Source organism: Campylobacter ureolyticus (assembly GCF_027277485.1).
GTDB classification, from domain to species: Bacteria; Campylobacterota; Campylobacteria; order Campylobacterales; family Campylobacteraceae; genus Campylobacter_B; species Campylobacter_B ureolyticus_B.
The window spans coordinates 99251-124609 of the sequence record NZ_JAPXGQ010000006.1; the positions used below are offsets into that span (position 1 = coordinate 99251).

Annotated in this window: 28 protein-coding genes; 11 read left to right on the forward strand and 17 right to left on the reverse strand. The window is 27.2% G+C overall.

Annotation, left to right across the window (positions count from 1 at the left end):
• Window positions 1-5 precede the first annotated feature (5 nt).
• The 11 genes from O6B72_RS04640 to O6B72_RS04690 are packed head-to-tail and all read right to left on the reverse strand — an operon-like array spanning window position 6 to window position 9026.
• A complete protein-coding gene (locus O6B72_RS04640) occupies window positions 6-344 on the reverse strand; it encodes a hypothetical protein (RefSeq protein WP_016647016.1) in 339 nt (112 codons plus the stop codon).
• Window positions 345-384: 40 nt separating this feature from the next.
• Window positions 385-1092, reverse strand: coding sequence for a carboxy-S-adenosyl-L-methionine synthase CmoA (gene cmoA / locus O6B72_RS04645; RefSeq protein WP_269492360.1), 708 nt, complete (start codon window positions 1090-1092; stop codon window positions 385-387).
• Window positions 1089-1907, reverse strand: a complete 819-nt coding sequence (locus O6B72_RS04650; RefSeq protein WP_269492361.1) for a bifunctional riboflavin kinase/FAD synthetase — start codon at window positions 1905-1907, stop codon at window positions 1089-1091. Before O6B72_RS04650 ends, cmoA begins: the two co-directional genes overlap by 4 nt.
• The gene (locus O6B72_RS04655) at window positions 1889-2422 is read right to left on the reverse strand and encodes a lipocalin family protein (protein WP_016647019.1); all 534 of its coding nucleotides are present in this window, start codon (window positions 2420-2422) and stop codon (window positions 1889-1891) included. The genes O6B72_RS04650 and O6B72_RS04655 overlap by 19 nt, the downstream gene beginning before the upstream one ends.
• Entirely contained in the window at window positions 2391-3089 is a 699-nt protein-coding gene (gene tlyA, locus O6B72_RS04660; protein WP_269487481.1) for a 23S rRNA (cytidine-2'-O)-methyltransferase TlyA, read from the reverse strand. The genes O6B72_RS04655 and tlyA overlap by 32 nt, the downstream gene beginning before the upstream one ends.
• Before the next feature lie 10 nt (window positions 3090-3099).
• A complete protein-coding gene (gene ligA, locus O6B72_RS04665; protein ID WP_269492362.1) occupies window positions 3100-5049 on the reverse strand; it encodes an NAD-dependent DNA ligase LigA in 1950 nt (649 codons plus the stop codon).
• Between the two features lie 21 nt (window positions 5050-5070).
• Window positions 5071-6207, reverse strand: a complete 1137-nt coding sequence (gene folP, locus O6B72_RS04670) for a dihydropteroate synthase (protein WP_269492363.1) — start codon at window positions 6205-6207, stop codon at window positions 5071-5073.
• A 2-nt stretch (window positions 6208-6209) separates the two neighbouring features.
• Complete coding sequence (locus tag O6B72_RS04675; protein ID WP_269487479.1) at window positions 6210-6824, reverse strand: DNA polymerase III subunit delta'; 615 nt, start codon at window positions 6822-6824, stop codon at window positions 6210-6212.
• Window positions 6821-7363 (reverse strand): HobA family DNA replication regulator, encoded by a 543-nt coding sequence (locus O6B72_RS04680; protein ID WP_018713111.1) that lies wholly within the window; start codon window positions 7361-7363, stop codon window positions 6821-6823. Before O6B72_RS04680 ends, O6B72_RS04675 begins: the two co-directional genes overlap by 4 nt.
• Complete coding sequence (locus tag O6B72_RS04685; RefSeq protein WP_269486465.1) at window positions 7363-8562, reverse strand: aspartate kinase; 1200 nt, start codon at window positions 8560-8562, stop codon at window positions 7363-7365. The genes O6B72_RS04680 and O6B72_RS04685 overlap by 1 nt, the downstream gene beginning before the upstream one ends.
• Window positions 8562-9026 carry an RNA pyrophosphohydrolase gene (locus O6B72_RS04690; protein ID WP_018713113.1) on the reverse strand — a complete coding sequence of 155 codons (465 nt, stop codon included), beginning with the start codon at window positions 9024-9026 and terminating at the stop codon, window positions 8562-8564. The genes O6B72_RS04685 and O6B72_RS04690 overlap by 1 nt, the downstream gene beginning before the upstream one ends.
• Before the next feature lie 121 nt (window positions 9027-9147).
• On the opposite strand from O6B72_RS04690, the gene hemW reads away from it, so the two are divergent.
• Genes hemW through O6B72_RS04715 form a run of 5 tightly spaced genes read left to right on the forward strand, consistent with a single transcriptional unit; the run spans window position 9148 to window position 13147 of the window.
• Window positions 9148-10197 (forward strand): radical SAM family heme chaperone HemW, encoded by a 1050-nt coding sequence (gene hemW, locus O6B72_RS04695; protein ID WP_050334711.1) that lies wholly within the window; start codon window positions 9148-9150, stop codon window positions 10195-10197.
• 46 nt (window positions 10198-10243) lie between these two features.
• On the forward strand, window positions 10244-10711 hold the full coding sequence (gene tatB / locus O6B72_RS04700) for a Sec-independent protein translocase protein TatB (RefSeq protein WP_269492364.1): 468 nt from the start codon (window positions 10244-10246) through the stop codon (window positions 10709-10711).
• Window positions 10704-11441 (forward strand): twin-arginine translocase subunit TatC, encoded by a 738-nt coding sequence (tatC, locus tag O6B72_RS04705; RefSeq protein WP_018713116.1) that lies wholly within the window; start codon window positions 10704-10706, stop codon window positions 11439-11441. Before tatB ends, tatC begins: the two co-directional genes overlap by 8 nt.
• Complete coding sequence (gene queA / locus O6B72_RS04710; RefSeq protein ID WP_269492366.1) at window positions 11434-12453, forward strand: tRNA preQ1(34) S-adenosylmethionine ribosyltransferase-isomerase QueA; 1020 nt, start codon at window positions 11434-11436, stop codon at window positions 12451-12453. Before tatC ends, queA begins: the two co-directional genes overlap by 8 nt.
• A 4-nt stretch (window positions 12454-12457) precedes the next feature.
• Window positions 12458-13147 carry a hypothetical protein gene (locus O6B72_RS04715; RefSeq protein WP_269492367.1) on the forward strand — a complete coding sequence of 230 codons (690 nt, stop codon included), beginning with the start codon at window positions 12458-12460 and terminating at the stop codon, window positions 13145-13147.
• Between the two features lie 53 nt (window positions 13148-13200).
• Here O6B72_RS04715 and O6B72_RS04720 read toward each other — a convergent pair whose 3' ends face one another.
• Together O6B72_RS04720 and O6B72_RS04725 are read right to left on the reverse strand one after the other, a co-directional pair.
• The gene (locus tag O6B72_RS04720; RefSeq protein WP_269492368.1) at window positions 13201-13587 is read right to left on the reverse strand and encodes a hypothetical protein; all 387 of its coding nucleotides are present in this window, start codon (window positions 13585-13587) and stop codon (window positions 13201-13203) included.
• Between the two features lie 456 nt (window positions 13588-14043).
• The gene (locus O6B72_RS04725; protein WP_269492370.1) at window positions 14044-14454 is read right to left on the reverse strand and encodes a type II toxin-antitoxin system PemK/MazF family toxin; all 411 of its coding nucleotides are present in this window, start codon (window positions 14452-14454) and stop codon (window positions 14044-14046) included.
• A gap of 379 nt (window positions 14455-14833) precedes the next feature.
• Between O6B72_RS04725 and O6B72_RS04730 the strand changes: the two genes are divergently transcribed.
• On the forward strand, window positions 14834-15073 hold the full coding sequence (locus O6B72_RS04730; protein WP_269492372.1) for a type II toxin-antitoxin system RelE family toxin: 240 nt from the start codon (window positions 14834-14836) through the stop codon (window positions 15071-15073).
• Window positions 15074-15322: 249 nt separating this feature from the next.
• Here O6B72_RS04730 and ruvX read toward each other — a convergent pair whose 3' ends face one another.
• From ruvX to ilvC, 3 genes are all read right to left on the reverse strand, one after another.
• Window positions 15323-15709: a Holliday junction resolvase RuvX gene (gene ruvX / locus O6B72_RS04735; RefSeq protein ID WP_269492373.1), complete on the reverse strand. Its 387-nt coding sequence runs from the start codon at window positions 15707-15709 to the stop codon at window positions 15323-15325.
• Window positions 15710-16354: 645 nt separating this feature from the next.
• A complete protein-coding gene (locus O6B72_RS04740) occupies window positions 16355-17542 on the reverse strand; it encodes a divergent polysaccharide deacetylase family protein (protein WP_269492374.1) in 1188 nt (395 codons plus the stop codon).
• A gap of 15 nt (window positions 17543-17557) precedes the next feature.
• Entirely contained in the window at window positions 17558-18580 is a 1023-nt protein-coding gene (gene ilvC, locus O6B72_RS04745) for a ketol-acid reductoisomerase (RefSeq protein WP_050334743.1), read from the reverse strand.
• 90 nt (window positions 18581-18670) lie between these two features.
• On the opposite strand from ilvC, the gene O6B72_RS04750 reads away from it, so the two are divergent.
• The 5 genes from O6B72_RS04750 (at window position 18671) to rpsR (ending at window position 22977) form a co-directional block, all read left to right on the forward strand.
• Window positions 18671-20599 carry an RNB domain-containing ribonuclease gene (locus tag O6B72_RS04750; RefSeq protein ID WP_269492375.1) on the forward strand — a complete coding sequence of 643 codons (1929 nt, stop codon included), beginning with the start codon at window positions 18671-18673 and terminating at the stop codon, window positions 20597-20599.
• Window positions 20592-21572 (forward strand): hypothetical protein, encoded by a 981-nt coding sequence (locus O6B72_RS04755; RefSeq protein ID WP_269492376.1) that lies wholly within the window; start codon window positions 20592-20594, stop codon window positions 21570-21572. The genes O6B72_RS04750 and O6B72_RS04755 overlap by 8 nt, the downstream gene beginning before the upstream one ends.
• A 104-nt stretch (window positions 21573-21676) precedes the next feature.
• Window positions 21677-22102 carry a 30S ribosomal protein S6 gene (gene rpsF, locus O6B72_RS04760; RefSeq protein ID WP_050334752.1) on the forward strand — a complete coding sequence of 142 codons (426 nt, stop codon included), beginning with the start codon at window positions 21677-21679 and terminating at the stop codon, window positions 22100-22102.
• A gap of 11 nt (window positions 22103-22113) precedes the next feature.
• Complete coding sequence (locus O6B72_RS04765; protein ID WP_269492377.1) at window positions 22114-22692, forward strand: single-stranded DNA-binding protein; 579 nt, start codon at window positions 22114-22116, stop codon at window positions 22690-22692.
• A 24-nt stretch (window positions 22693-22716) separates the two neighbouring features.
• Window positions 22717-22977: a 30S ribosomal protein S18 gene (gene rpsR, locus O6B72_RS04770; RefSeq protein WP_016647048.1), complete on the forward strand. Its 261-nt coding sequence runs from the start codon at window positions 22717-22719 to the stop codon at window positions 22975-22977.
• 1945 nt (window positions 22978-24922) lie between these two features.
• Here the strand turns inward: rpsR and O6B72_RS04775 are convergent.
• A partial coding sequence (locus tag O6B72_RS04775; protein ID WP_269492378.1) for an RNA-guided endonuclease InsQ/TnpB family protein occupies window positions 24923-25359 on the reverse strand: 437 nt, incomplete at its 5' end.

A 25359-nucleotide genomic window follows, 5' to 3' on the forward strand; every position in this document is an offset into this window, starting at 1 on the left:
CATTTCTAATCTTTTTGTATATCTACTTTTAAAGGCCAAAAACCTATCAATAAGCGCCAACTTAAATAATATAAAAAAATGGCTATAAACCAAATTTCAAAACCAAAGCTTACAGGTATAAAATTATCCAAAGCATAAACAATAAATAAAATATTAATAAAAGGCATAATATACCAAATATATAGAAAATATATAATAGAAAGCAGACCTCCTGCTCTTGGCTTGTATTTTGTTTGGCAGTTGTTACAATTTACTTCCACACTTCCAAAAATATACTCTTTCATAGAATTACATTTTTTTATTTTATTTTCACAAACTTCACATTTTTTATAAAAAAATCCCATTTGCCTTTTCCTTAGGCTGCAAATTTATAATTTTGTTTTTTTAATTCTTAATCGCCATAAATGAGGCAAAGTTTCCCCATTTAAAGATAGTTTCTACTACTTTAAATCCAACATCTTTTAATAATTTTTTATTTTCATCTTCGCTAAAAGGTATAAGAACATTTTCTAAAGCTTGTCTTTTTTGAGCAATCTCATATTTTGAATAGCCATTTTTTTCTTTATATTCTTCATAAATTTCTATCATATTTTTAGATAGCTTTTTATCTTCATAAAGAAGCTTTTCACTAAGTATGAAAATTCCGCCCTCTTCTAGTCCATCATATATTTTTTTTATAAAATTTACTCTTTTTAAAGGACGAATAAATTGTAAAGTGTAATTTAAAATAACAGCATTGGCACTATTAAACTCAAAAGTTAATGCATCTGCTTCTATAAAATTAACCTTGCTTCCATACGCCTTTGCTTTATTTTTTGCAATTTCTTGCATAGCTTTTGAATTATCAACTCCACAAAGTCTAAATTTTGGATTTTTTTCAAATAGTTTAAAAAGCAAAGCACCAGTTGAGCAACCAAGATCAATTATAAAAGCTTGATTATCTAGATATTTTACTAGAATTTGAGTTATTAAATTTGATGAAACATCATAAAATGGTACCGATCTACTTATCATATCATCAAACACACTTGCAACATTTTCATCAAATTCAAATTGTTTTAAAATTGGTTGTTTGAAAATTTCATCTTTCATAATTCATCCTTTTTTAAAATATCTTGCACTTTTAATATATCTTTTGTAATTTGAAATTTTAACTCATTTAGATTTTCAAATTTTTTATTATCTCTTATAAAATCTTTAAATTTTATTGTAATTTTACCATTTATTTTGTCTTCACTAAATGGCTCTATTATATGTGTTTCAACACTAAATTTATCATCTGTTGAAAGCCTATTTCCTATAAAAGTAACACTTTTAAAGTCTTTATTATTTAGATTTGTAAAAGTTGCATAAACGCCATTTTTTGGTAAAAAATAGTTACTTGTATCTAAATTTATAGTTGAAAAAAGCTCTTTTTTACCTAAACCTTGACCTTTTATCAAATTTCCTTTTATCTCATAAACTCTATCTAGTAGTAAATTTGCCATTTTTATATTAGCTTTTTTTAAAAATTCCCTTATTTTTTCACTATGAACTGAAATGTTATTAATCTTTTTTTCATTAACTATTACAACTTCACCATCGAAAATATTTTTTAAAAAAATAGCATCCGCGCTTCTGTTTTTTCCAAATTTAAAGTCATATCCAACAACTATTTTTTTTAAATTTACAAACTCATTTTTTAAAAGCTTTATAAACTCTTCTGGACTCAGATTTTTAATATCATTAATGTTTTTATAAAAAATAGGTAAATTTATAAAAGATTCTCTTTTGGGAGTAAGCTTTAATCTATCATTTTCAATGACTAAAATTCCACCATCGTAGCAATATGAAAAAAGAGCTTTGTGACCTAAATGAATACCATCAAAATGTCCAATAGCAAGAGATTTTATTTTTGATTTATCCATTTAATATCTTCAACATTATAGCCATCTTTTTTGGCATTTTCTAAATAAATTGCTTCAATTAATGCTGGAATTTGCTTAGTTCTTGATAATATATAAAGCTTTTTATGATCTTTTCCATAAATTAAAGCATATTTATAAGCATCTATTTTTACTATATAAAGTGGCTCATAAACAAGCCCAAATTTTGAAATTTCAATCATGCTTTTATTATCATCTAAACCAAATCTTGCCTTATATTCATCTTTTACAACTTTGTTATCTTTTGTAGTAGAACTTTTTATAACCTTTATCTCATTATTATATACACTGAAATTTATAGTTGAATTTGTTAAATTTGCATCATTCATAGAAGCTATTTCATACCAAGTTCCACTAAATTTATAGATATCAAAGTCCCCTTTTATAACTCTTTTTGGTGTAGTTAAATTTGCATTATTACAGCCACTTAGTAAAATTAAAGCTGTAAAGCATACTAATAAACCCCTATTTTTTAAAAAGGTAAAAATACTCTTCATTTCCATTTTTTCCTTTTAGTTTTGATTTTTCTTTTTTAAGCATTATCAGTCCTTGTTTTGCAGCATTTAGTTCAAATTTACTCATAGCTTTTAAAATAGCTTTTTCATCTAAAACCCTGCCCTTTTTATCTCTTTTTGCCTCCACACCAACTTCAAATTGTGGTTTAAATAAAATTATAGCAAACTCTGTGAAAAGCTTTGATAGTTTTTCAATTACCAAATTTAATGAAATAAAACTTATATCACAAGTTAAGATATCAAAAATTTCTTTATTTTCAAAGTTTTTTATATCTAAATTTTCATAAACAAAAACTCTTTCATCTTTTTTTAATGTTTCATCTAATTGGTTTGTTCCAACATCAACACCAACAACTTTTTTGACATTATTTTTAAGTAAAATCTGTATAAAACCTCCAGTAGAGCTGCCAACATCAATAACTGTTTTGTTCTTTAAATCTAAATCAGTATCTTTTAGAAACTCTTTAAGCTTAAAGGCTGCACGAGAGACATAAATTTCACTCATTATTTCAACTTTTGCATTATTAATATCTAAGCTGTTTTTTTCTAAAAGCTCACCATTTATTAAAATTTTTTTATCTTTTATAAATTCACTTGCTTTGTTTCTACTTATATTTAAAGCATTTGCTACATATAAATCAGCTCTCATTTTTACTCTTTTAAAACTCACTTTCTAAAAGTTTTAAAAACTCAATCTCATCTATAACTTTAACACCAAGTTTTAATGCGTTTTCTAATTTGCTTCCAGCTTCATTTCCGCAAAGCAAAAAATCAGTTTTTTTAGAAACAGAGTTTGTAACTTTTGCACCATTTTCTAAAAGTAAATCTTTAAAATAATCCCTGCTTTTACTTAAAGTTCCAGTTATCACAACAGTTTTATTATTAAATGCACTATTTTTAGTTTCAAAAACTGATGGTTTAGGATTTATGATATTAGTTAAATTTATAATTTTTTCCATATTTGTTTCTATAAACTCAACCAAACTCTCAGCCATTGCTTCCCCAAAGCCATCAAGATTTAAAAAATCATCTTTTTTAGCATTAATCCACTTTAGTCCAAAACTTTCATCCAATTTTTTTGCTGCAACTTCGCCTATATGTTCAATTCCCAAAGAAGTTATAAATCGATAAAGTGGAGAATTTTTAGAACTATTAATAGCATTTAGTAAATTTGCAATTTTTTTATCTTTAAAGCCTTCTAAATTTTCTAAATCTTCTTTTTTTAGATTATAAATATCTGGAATTTTTGCTATTTTTCCCTCTTCAAAAAGTGTTTTTACGATAGCTTCACCAAGTCCGTCTATATTCATGCACTTTTTAGAAGCAAAATAAATAAGTGAGTTTATAACCCTTGCTTTACAATCAAGATTTTGACACTTTACAAACACACCCTCATCGAGTAGATGCGAGCCACAAACTGGACAAGTTTTAGGGCGTGAAATTTCTATCTGGCTTCCATCTCGCCTGTCTTTATAAACACTTGTTATTTTTGGTATTACATCGCCACTTCTTATAATATTTACAAAATCATTTTTCATAAGTCCTAGGCGTTTTATCTCGTCAAAATTATGAAGAGTTGCATTTTTTACAATAGCACCATCTATTTCAACTGGCTCTAAAACTCCAACTGGAGTTACCACCCCACTTCTTCCAACCTGCAAAGCAATATCTTTTAGTCTTGTTACTTTTTCAACTGCCTTAAATTTATAAGCCACCATGAATTTTGGAAATTTAACAGTATATCCAAGTTCTTGACATTTTGAAAGCAGATTTATTCTTATGACCATTCCATCCATTAAGATCTCTTTATCATCTCTTTTTGCGACTAAATCATCATAAGCTTTAGCAATTTCATTTTTAGTTTTACAAACTCTTATAAAACTATCTTGTAAAAAACCAAGTTTTCTAATGAAGCTCATAATCTCAAAATGAGTTTTAAAACCTAATTCATTATAGCCTGCATCCCAAGGAATAAATTTAAGTTTTCTTTTAGCAACAATACTGCTATCAAGCTGTCTCAAGCTTCCAGCTGCTGCATTTCTAGGATTTGCCAATGGAAGTTCACCGTTTTTTGAGCGTTGTAAATTTAATTCATCAAAATCACTTTTTGATATTACAACTTCACCTCTTATCTCTATTTTTCCTGTGTAGTCAATCTTTAATGGAATGCTTTTTATAACTTTTGCATTTTGCGTTACATCTTCGCCAATTACCCCATCGCCTCTTGTTGCAGCACTTTTTAAAATGCCATTTTCATAGAGTAAATTTAGACTTGCTCCATCAAATTTTGGCTCACAATAAAACTCAAATCCGGATTTTTCACCTCTTTTTAGCCAAGATATTAGTTCATCATCATTAAAAATATCTTCCATAGACCACATTTGATTAATGTGAGCTAGTTTTTCAAACCCATCGCTTATAGCTCCGCCTATTTTTTGTGTTGGAGAGTACTCTAAAATTTCACTTTTGTTTTGTGATTCATACTCTAAGACTTTGTTATAAAGACTATCATATTCCTCATCACTTGCCAAAGGAGCATCTTCTGTGTAGTATGCCCTAGCCCATAAATTAAGTAAATCAATTGCTTTTATATACTCATCTCTTGTCATGTTATCACCAAAATATATTTTTTACCAAATAGATATTTTATTCATCGCTTCATGTAGTTTAAACATTTGAGAATGTTCAAAAACATCATGTGTTCTTATTATGGTTGCACCATTTTCATAAGCCTTTAGATGCAGATATAAACTTCCTGCAAGTCGCTCATCAACTTCGCTTTTAGAATAATAATTTATTACGCTTTTTCTACTTGCCCCTACAAAAAGTGGCAAATTAAAATGTAAAAAATGCTCTAAATGCTTGATTAAAAAAAGATTATCACTTGCACTTTTGCCAAAACCAATACCTGGATCAAGCACAATATCTTTAACACCATAACTATAAATTTCATCTAATTTAACTTTGAAGAATTCATCAATTTCATCTATTACATCATCGTATTTAGGATCTTTTTGCATATTTGTAGGATCGCCTTTCATATGCATTAAAGAGTAAGTTGCGTTATATTTTTTTGCCAATTTACAAAGATTTAAATCCGCACTTATATCATTTATAAAAGTAAAACCGTGATTTAGCGCATATTCAAGGCAGTATTCATCAAAACTATCAAGGCTAAATTTTGCTTTTTCATATAAATTCAATTTATAAATTTCACTAATAATATCTTTTATTCTTCTAAATTCTTCATCTCTTCCACAATATTTACTTCCTGGTCTACTAGAAACTCCCCCTAAATCAATATAGCTTGCACCATCATTAATTTGTTTTTCGATTCTTTGTATTCCAGTTTTTGTATTTACTCTACTTGCTTTATTAAAACTATCTTCATTTATATTTACAACACCCATTATTTTAGGTTTTTTCGGTTTTATAAAATCTTTTTTTATAAATTTAGATAGATTTTTTAAACCAAAATCTTGCAAAGCTTCTTTTTTAGCCAAATTAGCAAGTTGCTTATCATTAGCTATTAAAAGTGCGTTTCCGACACTTTGCCCTAAAATGGCGCTTCTTTGACAAACAAGCTCCGCGCCAATACTTAAAGCATCTTGCTTCAATATATTTGCAGCCGGATCCTTAAGGTCTTTTATAAAAAAAAAGTTTAAGCTTGCCTTTTTTTTCATAAGTTTTTCGCCAATTTTTTCAGGTTTAATAAATTTACAAATTTCATTAAAATTTGTTTTATTATCTATCTTAAAAATCTTCAAATTTATCTCCTAGTATCCATTATCATAAGTAAAAGTGGTGTTAAAACTGATCTTGCTTTAGTATTTAAATTAATTAAAATCATAAGTTTATTTATGTGATTAAGCTCTTTTTCATCAAATTTTATTCCACTTTCAAAACACTCCCTTACAATAGCACAAAATAAATTTTGTAAGGCTATTTTATCAAGAGTACCATCTTTTTCAAGTTCTATTTGTTTATTTAAAAAAATATTTATATCATTTAGACTTAAATTTTTAAAATTTAGTCCTGTTTTAGGCAAAACTTGTTTTATAAAATGATTTTCTATAATAAGCCTTGATCTAATAGTCGGTAAAAATACATTTTTACTATTACTAATTAAAATAAATTGAATATTCTTAGGAGTATTTTCTAAAATTAAAAGAAGTGAATTTTGTGCTTCAGTTTTAAATTTATGTCCTATTAAAACTATAATTTTTTGCTCTTTTTCTGCTATATAGGCTTCATCTTTTGCAGCGTTAGTATCCTCTAGTAAAATTTCACTTTTTTCAAATATTCTTAAATTATTTCTTCCAAATTTATTAATTAAATTTGATTTAATAAGCTCAAAATCTCTACAAATTATGATTTTATTCAAAGTACTATCTCATCAAATAAAGCTGCACTAATACTTGAGTTAAAAAGCTTAAAAAGTTGAATCAATTTAATGTCTAAATTTTCATCTTTACCATCAAGATAAAAAGCATTTTCACTATGCTCGTCAATCAGCCACATATAGCTATTTTCATTACTTTTTGCAATTTGCGAAAAAGATGTTCCGCCACGACCTATATAAAAAAATAGATATCCTTTTGGAAAAGCGAGACTAAGCATATCATCAAGTAGTTCAACACCCTCCTTTGTGTTTATTTCATCCAAATTTGCAAACATTGAACGAAGTGAAAAAAATGGTAAAATTGGTCTTTCATTATCGCTTTTATTAATATTTGTTAAAAAATATCTCTCAAACCAACTTCTTTGCTCGTCACAAAAAACTAAAAAAGCAACCCCATCAAGTAAAAATCTTATTCTTGATGCGGTTAATGGAGACCACTCTTCTCTTCTATCTTCCATCCACGCCGACATCAAGGCGTCTTTTCTAATTTTTGTTAAACTCCACTTATAAAGATCTTGCATTATTTATACAACTCATAAGCTTCGTGAAGTATCCTAACGGCAAGTTCGCCATATTTTGCTTCAACAATTATTGAAATTCTTATCTCACTTGTTGAAATCATCTGTATATTTATACCATTTTTTGCTAAAGTCTCAAAAGCTAGAGCAGCAATTCCACTATGTGATTTCATACCAATTCCAACAACTGAAACTTTCACTATATTGCTATCACTTTCTACACTAAAACTATCATCTAGATTTGATAAAACTTTTAATGTTTGATTAAGTTCATTTTCAGGAACAGTAAAGCCTATGTTTGCAACACCATCGGTTCCTATATTTTGTATTATCATATCAACATTTGTCTCTTGAGTTGAAAGAATTTTAAAAATTTTTGCTGCAACGCCAGGTTTATCATCAACATTTCTAATTGTAACTCTTGCTTGGTTTCTATCAAGTGCAATTCCGCTTATTATAGCACCTTCCATCTTTTTTTCTCCTGTTATAAGTGTTCCATCGTTTTCATTAAAACTACTTCTTGTGACTAAATTTATGTTTAATTTTTTTGCTAACTCAACTGATCTATTTTGTAAAACTTTAGCACCTAAGCTTGCAAGCTCTAGCATCTCATCATATGTTATTTTATCTAGCTTTCTAGCTCTTGGTTCAATTCTTGGATCTGTAGTATAAACACCATCTACATCTGTATAAATTTCACACAAATCAGCTTTTATAGCTCCAGCCACTGCAACAGCTGAAAGATCGCTTCCCCCGCGACCAAGAGTTGTTACATCTCCGTTTTTATCAACTCCTTGAAAGCCAGCTATAACAACTATTTTATCATCTTTTAAAGCTTCATTTATAGAAGTTGGGTCAATTAGTTCAATTTTAGCTTTTGTATGAAAACTATCTGTTTTTAAACCCGCTTGTCTTCCACTAAATGCCACTGCTTTATAGCCTAGTTCTTTAAGTGCAATAGCTAAAAGTGAACTTGTAACTCTTTCTCCAGCACTTAAAAGCATGTCAAGCTCTCTACTACTTGGATTTTTACTAAAATACTCAGCATAATCAATTAATTTATTTGTAACACCACTCATAGCTGAAACAACAACAACAAGGCCATTTCCCTCATCTTTTCTCTTAGCTATTCTCTTAGCTACTAAATCTATTCTTTCAAGTGTTCCAACGCTTGTACCACCATATTTTTGGACTATTAGCATTATATATAACCTTTATCTTTAAAATAGTTTAAAACCTCTAAATAAGACTCTCTTTTAAAAGATCTTACATTCTTATCGATTTCATCAAAACTCACAAAATTATAATCGTTAAATTCTGGAATTTCGGTATTTAGTTTGATTTTAGCATTTTTTTTAAGTCTTACTAAGAAATATTTTTGAATTTGACCGCTATATGGTTTCATTTTTTCTAAAACATCTTCTGGAAAATCATAACTAAGCCATTTTGGATATTCTGCAATAATTTCCACTTTATCAGTTCCTATTTCTTCTTTTAACTCTCTAAAAAGTGCCATTTTAGGAGTTTCACCTTTGTCAATTCCACCTTGTGGAAACTGCCAAGCATCTTTTATATCAACTCTTTTTGCTAGAAAAAATTTCATTTCAAAAGGATATAAAGATGACATTATAATAGCTGCGACATTAGGTCTATAGTTTTTTTCCATTTACAATCCTAAAATTTTTTATAGATTTTAGCTAGTGTTTGTTTAGATTTATGTTAAATTTACTAAATTTACTAAATTTTTATATAATTTTTTTTTAAAAAAATTTGAAAAAGAGTAAATTTTGCACATTTATATACATATTCCATTTTGTGCTAAAAAGTGTCCTTATTGTGCTTTTGGTTCAAGTGATAAAGAATTTGATCTAGTAGATGAATATTTTAATGCTTTAAGTTTTGAGATAAAAAATACACCTTTAAGTAAAATTTCAACAATTTTTGTAGGTGGTGGAACACCAAGTGTTATAAAATCAAGCTATTATGCCAAAATTTTTAAGTTATTTGAGAAGTTCTTGGATGATGATAGTGAAATAACATTTGAAGCAAATCCAAACTCGGCCAATTTTAAATGGCTTAAAGATTTAAAAGACATTGGGGTAAATAGAATAAGCTTTGGAACGCAAAGCTTTAATGAAAAGAAGTTAATTTTTTTAGGTAGAAACCATACAAAATTTGATACTATAAAAGCTGTTGAAAAGGCTAAACTAGCTGGATTTAAGAATATAAATGTAGATTTAATTTATGCAACTAAATTTGATTCTAAAAAACTACTTGAAGATGAAATTTTAAATTTAAAACAACTAGAACTTTCTCATATTAGCGCATATTCTCTTATTTTAGAAAAAAATACTAAATTTGAAGATAAAAAAAGCTATCAAAAAGATAGTATAAACTTAGCAAAATTTTTATTTAAAAAACTTGAAGAGATTGGTTTTAATCAGTATGAAATTTCAAATTTTGGTATAGTTTGTAAACATAATCTTGCTTATTGGCAAGGAAAAAATTATATAGGTTTTGGTGCCTATAGTGTTGGGTTTAAAGACAATAAGAGATTTTATGCTTTAAAAGATACAAAATCATATATAAAAAATCCAAATTTTAGGGATATTGAGAGCTTAAACAATAATGACTTAAAACTTGAAAGACTGTTTTTGGGATTTAGATCAATTGTTGGGGTAAATGAAAATTTGCTAAACAAAACTGAACTTAAAAAAGCTCAAATTTTAGTTGATGAAAATAAACTTTTCTTAAAAAATGGAATTTTTTACAATAAAAATTATTTATTAGCTGATGAAATAGCCCTTTTCATAAATGATAGTTTTACACTAAATTAAAGAAAAACTGATAAAATAACAAATTATTTTTTAAAAGGACTAAATTATGTTTGGAATGAGTTTTCCTGAAATTTTAGTCATTGCCATAATCGCTGTTTTAGCACTTGGTCCGCAAAAACTGCCAAAAGCAATGGTTGAAATCGCCAAATATCTAAAAATTATAAGAAAAACAATAAATGATGCAAAACAAAGTTTTGACCAAGAAGTGAGAATTGCAGAACTTAAAGAAGATGCAAAAAAATATAAAGAAAGTATCGCAAAAACAAAAGATGATATCAAAAAAAAGCTTACTTTTGAAGAGCTTGAAGAGCTTAAAAGTGGTATAAATGAAGTAAAAACAGGGGTTACAACAAGCTTATCTGATATTAAAAATGAAATAGACGAAGTTAAAAAAATGCCAGAAAATATACTTGAAAATAAAACTGAAAATTCAAATGATAATAAAAGTGAAAATTTGGCAAAAAACAATATAGAAGAAAAAAATAGCGATTTAAAAAAGGATGAAAATGTTTGAAGATTTAATCCCGCATTTAGTTGAACTTAGAAAAAGACTATTTATAGCAGCTATGAGCGTTGTAGTAGGCTTTGTAGTATGCTTTTTATTTTGGGAAAATATACTTGATTTTTTACTTGCTCCACTTGAGGGAGTTTTACCTCCTAGTAGCAATGTTATCTTTACTCATCCAGCAGAAGCTTTTTTTACAGCTATGAAAGTATCATTTTTTGCAGGTTTTTTACTCTCTTTGCCAGTTATTTTTTGGCAACTTTGGCTTTTTATAGCTCCAGGTCTTTATGATAATGAAAAAAAATATATACTTCCATTTGTTGCAAGTGCTACTATTATGTTTTTAATCGGTTCATCATTTTGTTATTTTATAGTACTTCCTACAGCATTTGATTTCTTAATAAACTTCGGTGGAGATACTTTTACTGCACTTCCAAGAGTTGGTGAGTATATAGGCTTTTTTATAAAGCTTATTTTAGCTTTTGGAATTAGTTTTGAACTTCCAATTATTACATTTTTTCTAGCTTTAATAGGGCTTATTACAGATAAAGATTTAGCAGGATTTTTTAGATATGCAATAGTTATAATATTTATTTTTGCTGCAGTTATGACACCACCTGATATATTTAGTCAATTTATGCTTGCAGTGCCTTTAATTTTACTTTATGGTGTTTCTATTTTTATAGCAAAAACAGTAAATCCACAAAAACCACTTTTTGAAGATGAAGAAAATGAATAAGCTTGATAATTTAAACTCATATGATTACTATTTACCAAATGAATTGATAGCAACGGCTCCAATAATGCCAAAAGAAGAAGCAAAGCTTTTAGTGTACGATAGAAGAAGTAACTCTATATCGCATCATAAATTTGGTAATTTACCTGAAATTTTACCACAATGTGACATTATTTTTAATGATACAAAAGTTATAAAAGCAAGAATTTACGGTACAAAACAAAGTGGTGGAAAAATAGAGCTTTTAATTAATCGTCCTTTAAGTGATGGAAAATTTAGTGTTTATATAAAAGGCAAGGTTAAACCTTTTGATAAGCTTTATTTTAATGAAAATTTAATCGCAAAAGTGCTTGAAATATTTGATGATGGAAGTAGAATAGTTGAGTTTTATAGTGGTGACAAGATTTTGAATTTGAGTGAAGTTTTTGAAATTTTAAATAAAATTGGTCATATCCCACTTCCGCCATATATAAAAAGAAATGATACCAAAGATGACGAAATTTGGTATCAAAGTGTTTTTGCAAAACACTCAGGAGCTGTTGCAGCCCCTACCGCATCGCTTCATTTTAGTGATGAAATGTTAGAAGTTTTAAGGAAACAACACGAAATTTACTATCTCACTTTACATGTTGGAGCTGGAACTTTTAAAAGTGTTGAATTTGAGGATATAAATAAACATATTATGCATTCAGAATATTTTAATATTCCAAATGATACAGCTGAAATTTTAAAAAGCAATCGCCCTATTTTAGGTGTCGGAACAACAGTAACAAGAGTTGTTGAAGATTACGCTAGAAACCATGTTTTAAATGGAGAATGTAAATTATTTTTAAATTATAAAAATCGCCCAATTAGACAAAACTATCTTTTGACAAATTTTCATTTACCTAAATCGACTTTAATTATGCTTGTAACTGCATTTATAGGATATGAAAAGACTATGGAAATTTATAAAGTTGCAGTAGATGAGAAATATAGATTTTACTCGTATGGTGATGCGATGTTGGTGATTTAAAACCGTGAAAACAAAATTTGGAAATATCTTAAGTAAATACGCAAAATCAAAAAAACCAATACCTGAAAAAAAGATATTTGCATCTTTTTATGCTATTTTAATTTTATCTACAACTGTATTTTTAATACCAAAAAATATACTAGAAAATAGTTATTTTTTAACTAAATTTTGCGAGTTTATGTCACAAATTTTTGCCATTGTTAAAATTTGCATTGAGCAAGGCATTCCTGGAAATTTACTGTTTTTTCTATCATATATGATGCCAATTGCAATAATTTATTGGATATTTTTTTCATACTCTTTTTTTATAAGCTTTTTTAACAAAGATATTCCATTTGGCAAAAGAAATGATGATTTTTCAAAAAGTCCATTTTTCTACACTACTGGACTTATTATCATGATTGGAATACTTGGCTGGGCGGTATATAATGTTTTTAGTGGAGAAATTTTAACTTTTAAAAATAGCAGAAGAAGTCATGGTATAGAATTTATAACAACTTTATCCCACGGAAGTAGATTTGATGCTGGCTTTCTTATGGGTTTAATCTCAGTTTTTCTTTGTATGTTTTCAGTGATTTGCATAGAATTTATAAAATATATTTTTGATTTTGAGATAAAACCAAAAAGAGTTTTGTTAAAATTTTTTATAATATTTATAATTTTAGCTTTGATTTACTGGGCTTTTTTGAGTTAAAATTTGCTAAAAAATATCTTTTATTAAATTAAATCTATTTTTTTGATATTCTTCTAGAATTTTTTATCCTTAAAATATAGCTTAGTTAGTTCAAATTTCATAAAATTATCTACTACTTCATTGTTATTTATAAGTTTCAAATATTCAAACAGCTCTTTTTCTTCATCATCATTTAAAAAATCATTAACACAATTTTTTAATCCTTTTATTTCATTATGATAAACTAAATCTGCTATAGCTCTTGGATAATTTGCTACATACTCCTCTTTGTCTAGCATTTTTACATATCTTTTTTTTATACCGCTATTGCCTAAAATTTCATTAAAACTATATTTTTTTATATCTTGTTTTTTATTAAAATAATATAATGGGTGCCAATCAGCAATAAGTCCGTTTTCACTAGGTATATTTAATGCTTCCCACCCTGAAATGTAATCCATTTTGTTTATATTCCTTTAAATTTATATTTTAAAATGTTTTTATTGTAGTTATTTTACTATTTTTTTTATGAAAAAATATAAGTTATATTATATTCTCCTAAATGTTATTTTTAGTATGATTTTTTAAAATTTCAGCATAAATATCTTGAGTGTTCAAGCAAATATCAATTAAAAATCCTTTTGTAGTTTTATACTCTCTTAAACCTCTATAATAAAAAAGTTTATACTCTTCATCTATAATAAAAAAGGTCTTTTTTTTATAGGGTTATTTTACGATTTTTTTCACAAGCCCATGATGAGATAGTGTTTAAAAGCTATGTATTAAAGTTTATTTTAAAAAAGATTTGGTATAATTTGCAGTGTTTCTTAGGAAGTATTAAACACTTTTAAGAGTTTTTAATACTTCTTTTAGGGAGATTTGCCCCCTTGATTTTTTCAAGGCTCGGGTCCCCAGCCTTAGTGCTGGGATATTATATTTATAACTTTTTCTTTCACTTTTAAAAAATCATCTTTTTTTATAGAGAAATTTGCATTGCTTATAACTCTTTTTGTATCAAATACCCTTATTTGTGATATTAAGCATACTTGATTTTTATTTTCGCTATCTACAAATTTAAAAAACATCCTCCCGGATTTTCCTTTTGTTTTTGAACTTAATGGAATACCTAAAAATGAATTTATATAATTTGGTATATAAAATTTACTTATAACTAAAACAGGTCTTCTAAAGTTTTCACCTTTACCATAAATCTCACTACCTACATTTTGCCCTATACTAACCCAATAAATCTTGCCAACCCCAACGCCTGTATTTCTTGAAGTATTAATCTTTTTTTTAACCTCATTCCACTCATCAAATTTATCCATAAAAAACCTTTTTTTAAATGGTATTTTATCTAAATTTAACATTCAAAAAAACTATGTTAAAAAAATAAGGGAATTTTAACACTTAAAAATACATGCTAAAAAAAAGAATAAAAAAGTATTTAAATTAAAGTATAATTTTAGCAAAAAGGATATTTTATGGATAAACTTTCTTACCCAACCAATGTTAAAATAAGTATATCTTTAAAATCGGACATAAAAGATGAGATTGACAAATACTAAAACGAACTTGGCATTTCAAAAAGTGGCTTTATCACAAATACTTTAAAATACTACCTTGATAGCATTGATTTATTAGTTCTAAAACAAAGGCTGTCTAGTTCTAAAACCATAATTTGTGATGAAATGGAGCGATTTATTGATGAAATGGAGACTTAAATTTTATGAAAGAGTTAAAAAAGATTTTAAGCGTATAGTCAAATTTGAAGCTAAGCTAATAATGGCATCGTTAAAAGAGTTTGGCTCTAATTTTAGTTTAGAGTATAAGAAACAGCTCCTTATAAACCAAACTATAAAAAAGTTAAAAGGTGATGAGTACAAAGATGTTTTTCACCTAAGACTTAGAAGTTATAGAGTTTTTTATAAAAGGATAGATAATTAACTTGTTATTTTAATTTTAAGAGTTGGAGATAGAAAAGATATCTATAAGCGATCTAACACTCAAACAAATAAAGCTCTCCAAAGTTGTTATGAAAATCAGTTGAGTAAAAACAAATTCTTTTTTTACCCCCACTATATAAGTCAAATTTGAACATTTTTTATCCATATGTATAATTGTTTTATGGTACTATATGACAATTAAGCATAAAAATTATATTGGCTTAAATTTATATTAAACTATAACCATTAATTATTTCAAACTATCAAAATATCTTTGTAAAATTACCATTGCTGAAAGACTATCAAGTTTGCCATCTTTTTTCTTATGGTTTACCACACCAAACTCACATGCTTCAATACTTGAAAAGCTCTCATCAAAAAACACAATTTCACCATTAAAATCAAGCAAATTTACAAAATGACTAATTCGTCTTTTCATTTCGTCTTCACTATTTCCACCAAGTGGGATACCAACAACCAGCTTTTTTACATTCCATTCATCGAGTATATATTTCACATCATTTGCTGCTTGATTTCTGTTTTGTCTTAAAACTGCATTTATTGGGACTATAACACCATTTTTATATCCAAGAGCAATACCAATTCTTTTAAGTCCAACATCTATACAAGCAATCATTTTTTAGCCTTTTTAAAAATATATTTTTATTTTGCAAATACTTTTTGTGCCCATTTTTTATAATTGCAAAATTTCTTACCAAATTTAACATAAATTTCATCAAATTTAAATTTAACTTACAAAATTTATAAGCTAATCATTTATACTTTTTAAAATTTCTACACTAAATTAATTTATTAATATCATCTATTAAATTTATCTCGTTTTCCGTCAACAGTTCATTTGTTTCTCTGCTTTTATTTTATTTGCCGTACAAGAAACAAACATATGCTTGAGTAACTATAAAAGACCTTGTTAAGCCTTAAAAAAAGCTATGCTGCTTCCTTTTAAAAACCGATATCCTTTTGCCTATATATTTAATTGATTTAGACAATTTCAAAAAACAGCTATTGTGTTTGGAAAAACACCTTTGCAAGCGGTTGCATCGTATCCCAAGGCACATCCACCTACCATATAAAATCAATATTTTAACTTTTGAAGAGAGGTTTAGAATTAAATTTTTAGTGTAAATTGTCATTTTCTAGATCCAACAATTCAATTTTTCGTTTTTTTTAAAAGCGACAAATAAAAAGCTTATTGGGTTGATTTTTTACTTTTTTCAGGCATTTAAGTTTGTCTAATGAGCTAATTAACAACTCTTTCACATCAGTAATTTTCATAAATATCCCTTAAATAGACAACTTCAACACCTTTTAAAATATCACCACTGTTATTTAAAACTTTTAAAGTTTGTTTTTTTGGATGACCTATAGCTATTGCAAAACCCCTTTTTTTAGATATTTTGACAGCTTTTTTAAGCTCATTTTCAATATCTTTTAAATTTTGCGTATTGTCTAAAAATACATCTCTAAAAATATATTTTTGATTTTTTGATTTTAACACTTCTTCTACTTTTGAGTTAGATATAGTTTTGGAATCAACAAAAATAAAACCGTATTCATCAAGCACATCTAATAGTTTTTGAACGGCTTTTTTGTTTGAAGTAAATTTGCTTCCTGTGTGATTATTTATAAATTTTGCATTTGGAAAATCTTTTCTAATTTTATAAATTTCTTTTGAAATTTCTTCAAAACTATCATTTACTTTTAAAGTCTTAATAGAATTTGAGTTGTAATTTAATGCTTCAAGCGGTAGGTGAATCATATAGAATTCTAAATTTTTAGCTATTTTTGGCGTATTTGGAAAATCTTTACTTGCCGGCATTAAAGATGGAGTTAATTTTAAATTAATTTTTTTTATCTCATTAATATGTTCATATGATGCAACATCATCAATTATAATAGCTAATTTTGGAATTTCATTTCTAATTTTTCCAATTTGTGTATAATTATGCGTAAAATATTGTGTATTTTGTCTCTTTTCTTTATTTGATTGAATATTTTTAAAACTTTCATTTGAGTTATTTTTTGAAATTTTATTTAAATTATGATCTAGTCTCAATTTAGATTTTATAGAGATGTCTTCTTTATTTTCATCAATAGATATAGGAGCTTCCTCTAGAAAATTATTTTTCTCTTTAAAACTTTTGTTTTCTAAACTTTTATTTTCTAAATTAATTCTATTTTTTTGCAAAATAGAATTTTGTGTATTATCGCTCTCTTTAATTTCCAAGTTTGCTAAATTGGCAAGTTCGCTTTTTTTATCAACGCTATCTTTAAAAATAAAATCAAGACCTTTATATGTGAAAAAACCAGCACAAAAACACATTATCAAGAGTATAAAGAATCCTAAGAAATGGCGATTTGAAGTATTTTGCGTTTTGGAAGATTTTTTATTACTTCCAAAACGTTTTTTACTACCTTGCCCTATTTTTTTATTGCTATTTTTTTTCAAATTTTAAACTATTTTTTAATTTTTATCTTTATCGATAATTTTATTTTGAGATATCCAAGGCATCATATCTCTTAGCTCTTTACCTGTTTTTTCTATTAAAGAGTTTTTCATATTAAGCCTTTGAGCATTCATTTTTGTATATCCAGCTTTTCTTTCTAATATAAAATCTTTTGCAAAAGAACCATCTTGAATATTTCTTAATATATCTTTCATAGCTTTTCTAGTTTCATCTGTTATAATCTTTGGACCACTTACATAATCACCATATTCAGCTGTATTTGAAATAGAATATCTCATATCAGCAATTCCACCTTGATATATTAAATCAATTATAAGCTTCATTTCATGTAAACACTCAAAGTATGCCATTTCAGGCTCATATCCAGCTTCAACTAATGTCTCAAAACCAGCTTGAATTAAAGATGTAACACCGCCACATAAAACAGCTTGTTCACCAAACAAATCTGTTTCTGTTTCATCCTTAAATGTTGTCTCTATTATTGCAGTTCTACCCCCGCCTATTGCACTTGCATAGCTTAATGCAAGATCTTTTGCATGACCGCTTTCATCTTGGGCTACGGCTATTAAATCAGGAATTCCGCCACCTTTTATGAACTCACTTCTTACGGTATGACCAGGAGCTTTTGGTGCTATCATAACGCAATCAACACCTTTTGGAGGAACTATTTGACCAAAATGTATATTAAAACCATGACCAAAAGCAATTGTATCGCCCTCGTTTAGATTTGGTCTGATTTCTGAGTAAAAGATATCTGATTGAAGCTCATCAGGAGTTAAAATCATTATGAAATCAGCTTCTTTTGTAGCATCTGCAACACTCATAACCTTAAAGCCTTTTGCTTCTGCTTTTTTCCAGCTTCCGCCACCCTCTCTAAGACCTACTATAACTTGAACTCCACTATCTCTTAAGTTTTCTGCATGAGCGTGACCTTGACTTCCAAAACCTATCATAGCAACCCTTTTGCTTCTAATTAGGTTTAAATCACAATCTTTGTCATAATAAACATTTATTGCCATATAACATTCCTTTAAAAAAAATTAGGGTATTATACTAAAAACGAACTTAAAAGTTCCAAAATATGAAAATTTTAATAAAAAGGTGTGACTTTGAAGCTATTTTTAGAACAACTCTTAAAAGGAATTCCAAAAAATGAGTTGAACTCAAAACAGAAAGAGTTAATTAGAAATTTAAAGATGTTAAATGCTGTAAATTTATACAAAGATCACTACCTTTTAAATGATGGATTTATTTGTGGAAAGCTAGATATTTCACTAAAAGGAACAGGCTATATTAGTGTATTTGACAAAAAATTTACCAGTGATGTTTTAGTGGAAAATAAAGATATTCAAGGTGCAAAGCAAGGAGATATAGTTTTAGCAAAACTTTTAAAAACAAAAAAATCGAGAAAAAAAGCTAAAATTTTAATGATGATTGAGCCAGCTTTTGCAACAAGTGTGGTTTACACAAAAAAAATTGGTAAAGAAATTTTGGGTGTGAATATAAAAAGTGGACTTACATCAAAGTTGAAAGCAACACAAAAATCACTTAAAAGCTTATGTCTTGGAACACTTTTAAAAATAGATAATAAAACAGATGAAATTGTGGAAGTTTTGGGAAATATAGATGATGTTTGGGTAGATGAAAAAATCTCACTTGCCCTATATGATAAACACGATATTTTTTCAAATACTTGTGAAGATGAAGCTAAAAGCTATGGTGATACCGTAGATAAGTCGATGTATAAAGACAGAGTTGATTTAACAGAACTAGATTTTTGTACTATTGATCCAGTTGATGCGAAAGACTTTGATGATGCTGTTTATTTTGATATTAAAAATAGAACTCTATATGTAGCAATAGCTGATGTAAGCGAGTATGTAGCGCCATACTCGGCCATTGATAAAGAAGCTAAATTTAGAGGATTTTCTATCTATTTTCCACATAAAAGTGTGCCAATGTTGCCAAGAAATTTAAGTGAAAACATCTGCTCTTTAAAACCAAATTTAGATCGTCTTGCATTTTGTTTTAAAATAACTTTGGATGAAAATTACAATGCCATAAAAGAAGAGCTTTTTAAGGCTATAATCAGCTCAAAAGTAAGATTTAACTACGATGAAGTTGATGAAATTTTAAAAACAAAAAAATATGAAAATAAAGATATTTTAAATATGCTTTTAAATTTGCATAAAACAACTTTAAATTTAAGAAAAATAAGGCTAAAAAAAGGGTTTGATTTTCACACAAAAGAACTTCGAATAACACTTGATGAAGATGGAAATTTAAAATCAACTAGATTTGAAACATCAACTCCAAGCCATGATTTAATAGAAGATTGCATGTTGTTAGCAAATCAAGCTGCTGCCAAAAGAATAGAAAAAGGAATTTTTAGAAATCACGCAGCAATAGATAATAAAAAAATAGAATTTTTACTAATGGATTTAGCAAGCATCGGAATTGATGCAAAATTTGATAAAAACATAGTAAAGATGGTTTCAAATATACAAAATATAGCTGATGAGATGAAAATACGAGAAGAAGTTGATAAACTCATCATTAAAGCTCAAAAAAAAGCTGAATACGCCCCACTTCCAGAAGGGCATTTTGGTCTTGGATTTGATGATTATACCCATTTCACAAGCCCAATTAGACGTTATAGTGATCTTATTTTACACAGACTTTTAAAAGCTGATTTAGAAAATGATGAAAAATTAATTAACTATTTGCTTTTAAATATCGATGAAACCTGCATTAGCTTAAATAAACTTGAAAGAGAAGCCGATAAAGTTGCGTATGATTTTATAGATCGCAAATTTGCGAGATGGGCAGTAGAAAATATCGGGCAAAATTTTATTTGCTATGTAGATGAAAATACAAACATAACAACCGCAAGACTTGATGATAAGCTAAAAGGAGCTAGGATTTTTATCACAAATTACACTTGCGATGTTCTTACAAAAGTACTTGTTAAAATTACCGATGCTGATATAATATCTGCTAAAATTTATGGAAGAGTGGTAAAAAAACTGGATGTATAAAAGAGAATTTGATAATTTAATAAATTCAAAAAAAGTTCCAAATTTTTTCTTAATTAGAGGAAATGATGAGTTTTTAAATGCATTTTGTGCCAAGCAACTACTAAATTTATGGAATAGTGAAAATATATTAGAACAATATTTTGAAGAGTATAATTTTAACGAGGCAATGAGTTTTTTAGAACCATCACTGTTTAGCGATAAAAATATTATATATATTAAAAATGACAAAACCACATCAACAAAAGAGATAAAAGAAATTATTGAAAAATGTAAAAAAGATGAAAATAACTATGTTTTATATGAGATTTACGAATGCGGTAACAGATTAAATAATGATTTTTTAAAAGCTTTTGGAACAAATTTTTTAAGAGTTTTTAAACCAACTTCCCAAAACGAAGCTTTACAAATTTTAACTCAAATTTCTCAAATTTTAAAACTTTTCCCAAACAGCATAGCGTTACTTGAAATTTACAAAATACACAATGAAAATTTAAGCCTTTGTGTAGCTGAACTTAAAAAATTTAAAAGTTTAAATTTAGAGCTAAATTTAGAAAATGTAAAAGAAAATGTTTTTGGTTTAAGTGAAGTTAGTTTTGAAGATCTTTTTGAAAAAATTATAAATTTAAAAGATTTTAGAGATGATTTTTTTACCTATACACAAAGTGGATCTTACAATGAAAGTGAACTCATAGGATATTTTTATTCATCAATTTTTCGAATTTTTAGTATACATGCCTTTATAAAAATAAATGGAAAAATTGACTTTAAAGAAGTTCTAGGATATTTACCTCCAATGCAAATTCAAAATAACCTAAAAACTTTAGCACTTCAATTTAGCACTGAAAATTTTAAAGAGATGTTTATTTCACTAAATAAGACGGAATATAGCCTAAAAACAAAAACAAATATTAATAAAACTTATCTTCTTTTATCCGGACTTTTGGAATTTCAAAGAATATTGTCTAAAAAATAATGAAACTTTAAGCAAATAATTAGTAAGATTATAAGTTGCTTAGTGCAATCCTTGCTTGTAGCCTTAAAAAGTGTCTATAAGCTATAAAACCATAAGGAGAATTTATGAAACATTACGAGGTTTTATTCATCTTAAAGCCAACGCTTACAGAAGATGAGATAAAAGAAAGAGTTGATTTTGTTAAAGAAATCATTACAAAAAACGGCGGCGAAGTTGCTTCTGTTATCGAAATGGGTGCTAGAAAACTAGCCTATACAATCAATAAATACGAAAGAGGAGTTTATTTTGTTATATACTTCACAGCTCCAACATCGTTAATAGAAGAACTTGTTAGAAATTTAAGATATAATGAAGATGTTATTAGATTTTTAACTGTTAAATATGAAAATAAAAAAGAAGTTGCTGCATGGGAAAAATTAAGCAAAGGCATTAAATTTTCGCCTGTAAAAACTCCAAGAAAACCAAGAAAACCAAGAGTTGAAGAAAATATAGAAACCTCACAAAAAGAAGAGGAAGAAGTACAAGAGTAAAAGGATAGATTATGTTTAATAGAGTAATATTAGTAGGTAGACTTACAAGAGATATTGAGCTTAGATATTTAAACTCAGGCTCCGCCTTAGGAAAAACAGGTATAGCCACAAGTAGAAAATACACAGCAAATGGTGAAAAAAAAGAAGAAGTTTGCTTTATAGATATTACTTTTTGGGGGAAACTTGCTGAGATAGCAAACCAATATCTTAGAAAAGGTAGTCAGGTTTTAGTCGAAGGAAGACTTATGTTTGAAACTTGGCAGGATCAAAATGGTCAAAACAGAAGCAGGCATAGCATAACAGTTGAAAATATGCAAATGCTTGGTGGAGGATCAAATCAAGATAGTTCTCATCAACAAAATAATGGATATGGTCAAAATAACTATCAACAAAACAGTGGTAGCTATGGACAAAATAACTATCAGCAAAATTTCAAACCAAACAATAATCCTTATCAAAAACAACAATCACCTCAAAGCAAAAATTTTCAACAAGATCAAAATAATTTTAATGACAATGGTTATGAAAATATACCAGATGTTGATATTGATGATATGGGGATGGATGGCGACGATGAGTTGCCTTTTTAAAATATAATTAATAAAGGAAAAAATATGGCAGAAAAAAGAAAATATGCAAGAAAATATTGCAGATATACAGAAGCAAAAATTGAGTTTATAGACTATAAAGATACACAACTTTTAAAATATTGTCTATCTGAAAGATTTAAAATTATGCCTAGAAGGCTAACAGGAACATCAAAAAGATATCAAGAAATGGTTGAAAAAGCCATAAAAAGAGCAAGACATGCAGCACTTATCCCTTATATAGTTGATAGAGAAAATGTTGCTGTAAATCCATTTGAAATTCTTTAATCTTTTTAGAACTTTCTAACATCTGTGTTGGAAAGTTTATAGTTTTTTAAGGTGTATTAAGTTACACTATTTCAACTAGGCACAAAAGAATTAGCGTCTGGCTCATAACCATGAAGTAGCGTTTGAGTGCCTTTTAAAATTTAACTACGTACATAAATATAGTTATTTAGCCAATTGATAATTAAATATATTTACTCTATTGTTATTTTTTTAAAGCCTTAATTATTTTAATAAATTTTAAAGTTATTTTTGTATATAATAGCGGATATTGTTGAGATATATGCTAGATTCTATCTAGTTATCTTGACACTAATTAATTGGGTGTAAAGCTGAGGAGGGCTCGGGGGGCATTTGCCCAGTAAGACCCCTATCTGAGGTAGTTTTTAAGTTTTACTTAATCTCTCCTCCCAGCTTATCTAAAAGGCAGATAAAACAAGTTAATTTTGACTATTCGGAAAATAGTTTATTATGTTGCCTTCAGCACTTCTAAAAAAATATTTTTATTAAATTATTGCAAGAACATAAATTATATTCCTAATTAGCTTTAAAAATATACTTAAAAAACTAAATATTTTTATTGATTTTAACTATGAAATATCATACAAGCCTGAAAATACTGAATCATAAAACTTTTAAATATATAATAAATAAACAAAGATAAGTATTAATTTTGATTTTTTAAATTTTTAGCAATAAAACTGTTTTTACATTTTATAGTTTTTTAAGACATAAATAGTTACAATAAAAAACAGTTGATAGGCTGTATGATTGTAGATTAGTTCCATCACTCTTAGTAATCTAGCTACTTGGTAGGAAATCTGGGCTAGGCAACCTATCAGCCTTATAAATATTTTGATATTTTTTACTATACAATAGTGTAATTTTGCAAGACAAGCTTTTTTATATTTATTTGTTTTAACAATTAATTTTATTCATTATTATTATAAATATATAATCTTATAGATATTTTTATTTATTTAAGTTAATTCATCAAATCTCTAAATTGTTACTTCAACATAGACGTTATAATACACATTTCAAAATATGTAATAGCTTTTTTACCCATATTATATATTTATAATTGTGATTTATAGATAGTTTTTGCATAATATTTTTTTATATCTATCTATTTCTTGTGTAAGATAAATTTTAATGTTATCATCTTACCTTTTTCATATACTAATCTAATCTAAGATAAAGCTATAAAGAAAATTTTATCATTGAACCTATTTGATTTATTTAAAATTACACTAATCTACCCTTATTTAACTTTTCAGTCTAATTTTTATTAAATTTTTAGTTGTAAATTCAACTTTTATATTATTATTTAATCTAATTTAATGTATAATATTCCCATCGGGTAAGTTGTTAGAGTGTAGATTAGTCCCATCACTCTTAGCAATCTAGCTACTTGGTAGAGAATCTGGGCTAGGCAACTTATCTGCTTTACACTGAGTTATTCTATTATTTTTTTACTACTAAAGACTAACTTTATGAACAGGTGGGTTACTTCTTTATTTAATTACAATTTTTCTAAATCGCCTTTATTTATTTTATCTAGTGTCTTACTAGCTGGCAACTTATACCATTACTATCACTAACATAATTATTAGTAATTTTTTTCATTTGCAAGTATATTAAAAATATTTCATAATGATTTTATTTTATTCATTCTTAAGTAAACTTAGATTAAACTATGCGAATTTAAGGTTAGCGAACAAATGGTCCGAATTCGCCGTAAAATTTGGTTCGGTGAAAGTTTCCAAATTTCCTTATTTTTTTATACACTTTTTAATTTATTTTGTTGTTGGGTGTAAAATAAGTATTTTGTAATTAACACTATTTTTAATCTTCATATGATATAATGAAATTCCCTATGGAGAGCGAATGGTTTCTAACCGTTCCTACAAACCTATAAAATTCTATAAATATATATAAAACTATACTAATAGAATTTTTGTTGTATTCCTACTTCAACCTTGCTGGTTACTATTTGATTTATTGCTAAATCATCTAGCAGAGCCGTCAAGTCCATAGGCGTAAATTCGGAATTAACTATTCCTACTGTTTCATTTACAAACTTGTGTAAATTAATACTTGCATTTAAATCTCTATTAATAATATTTCCACAAGATTTGCACTTATAAACTCTATCTTTTAATGTTAAATCCTGTTTTATATTTCCACATACACAGCAAGTTTTGGAACTTGGATAGAATTTATCTGCTCTATGAATTTCTTTTTGCATATAATTGGCTTTATATTCCAATTGTCTATTAAACTCATAAAAACTGACATCAACAAGAGATTTAGCTAATTTATGATTTTTTATCATACCGTTTACATTCAAACTTTCAAGTCCTATATAATCAAAATTTCTTA

What these genes read in the sequence shown, in the direction of transcription:
- O6B72_RS04725 (WP_269492370.1), bottom strand. Translation starts at nt 14,454, where the DNA reads ATGGATAAATTTGATGAGTGGAATGAGGTTAAAAAAAAGATTAATACT.
- O6B72_RS04755 (WP_269492376.1), top strand. Translation starts at nt 20,592, where the DNA reads ATGTATAAAAGAGAATTTGATAATTTAATAAATTCAAAAAAAGTTCCA.
- queA (WP_269492366.1), top strand. Translation starts at nt 11,434, where the DNA reads ATGAATAAGCTTGATAATTTAAACTCATATGATTACTATTTACCAAAT.
- O6B72_RS04680 (WP_018713111.1), bottom strand. Translation starts at nt 7,363, where the DNA reads ATGCAAGATCTTTATAAGTGGAGTTTAACAAAAATTAGAAAAGACGCC.
- O6B72_RS04640 (WP_016647016.1), bottom strand. Translation starts at nt 344, where the DNA reads ATGGGATTTTTTTATAAAAAATGTGAAGTTTGTGAAAATAAAATAAAA.
- ligA (WP_269492362.1), bottom strand. Translation starts at nt 5,049, where the DNA reads ATGACAAGAGATGAGTATATAAAAGCAATTGATTTACTTAATTTATGG.
- ilvC (WP_050334743.1), bottom strand. Translation starts at nt 18,580, where the DNA reads ATGGCAATAAATGTTTATTATGACAAAGATTGTGATTTAAACCTAATT.
- tatB (WP_269492364.1), top strand. Translation starts at nt 10,244, where the DNA reads ATGTTTGGAATGAGTTTTCCTGAAATTTTAGTCATTGCCATAATCGCT.
- tlyA (WP_269487481.1), bottom strand. Translation starts at nt 3,089, where the DNA reads ATGAGAGCTGATTTATATGTAGCAAATGCTTTAAATATAAGTAGAAAC.
- ruvX (WP_269492373.1), bottom strand. Translation starts at nt 15,709, where the DNA reads ATGATTGCTTGTATAGATGTTGGACTTAAAAGAATTGGTATTGCTCTT.
- O6B72_RS04765 (WP_269492377.1), top strand. Translation starts at nt 22,114, where the DNA reads ATGTTTAATAGAGTAATATTAGTAGGTAGACTTACAAGAGATATTGAG.
- tatC (WP_018713116.1), top strand. Translation starts at nt 10,704, where the DNA reads ATGTTTGAAGATTTAATCCCGCATTTAGTTGAACTTAGAAAAAGACTA.
- O6B72_RS04730 (WP_269492372.1), top strand. Translation starts at nt 14,834, where the DNA reads ATGAAATGGAGACTTAAATTTTATGAAAGAGTTAAAAAAGATTTTAAG.
- O6B72_RS04650 (WP_269492361.1), bottom strand. Translation starts at nt 1,907, where the DNA reads ATGGATAAATCAAAAATAAAATCTCTTGCTATTGGACATTTTGATGGT.
- cmoA (WP_269492360.1), bottom strand. Translation starts at nt 1,092, where the DNA reads ATGAAAGATGAAATTTTCAAACAACCAATTTTAAAACAATTTGAATTT.
- rpsF (WP_050334752.1), top strand. Translation starts at nt 21,677, where the DNA reads ATGAAACATTACGAGGTTTTATTCATCTTAAAGCCAACGCTTACAGAA.
- O6B72_RS04720 (WP_269492368.1), bottom strand. Translation starts at nt 13,587, where the DNA reads ATGGATTACATTTCAGGGTGGGAAGCATTAAATATACCTAGTGAAAAC.
- O6B72_RS04655 (WP_016647019.1), bottom strand. Translation starts at nt 2,422, where the DNA reads ATGAAGAGTATTTTTACCTTTTTAAAAAATAGGGGTTTATTAGTATGC.
- O6B72_RS04685 (WP_269486465.1), bottom strand. Translation starts at nt 8,562, where the DNA reads ATGCTAATAGTCCAAAAATATGGTGGTACAAGCGTTGGAACACTTGAA.
- O6B72_RS04690 (WP_018713113.1), bottom strand. Translation starts at nt 9,026, where the DNA reads ATGGAAAAAAACTATAGACCTAATGTCGCAGCTATTATAATGTCATCT.
- rpsR (WP_016647048.1), top strand. Translation starts at nt 22,717, where the DNA reads ATGGCAGAAAAAAGAAAATATGCAAGAAAATATTGCAGATATACAGAA.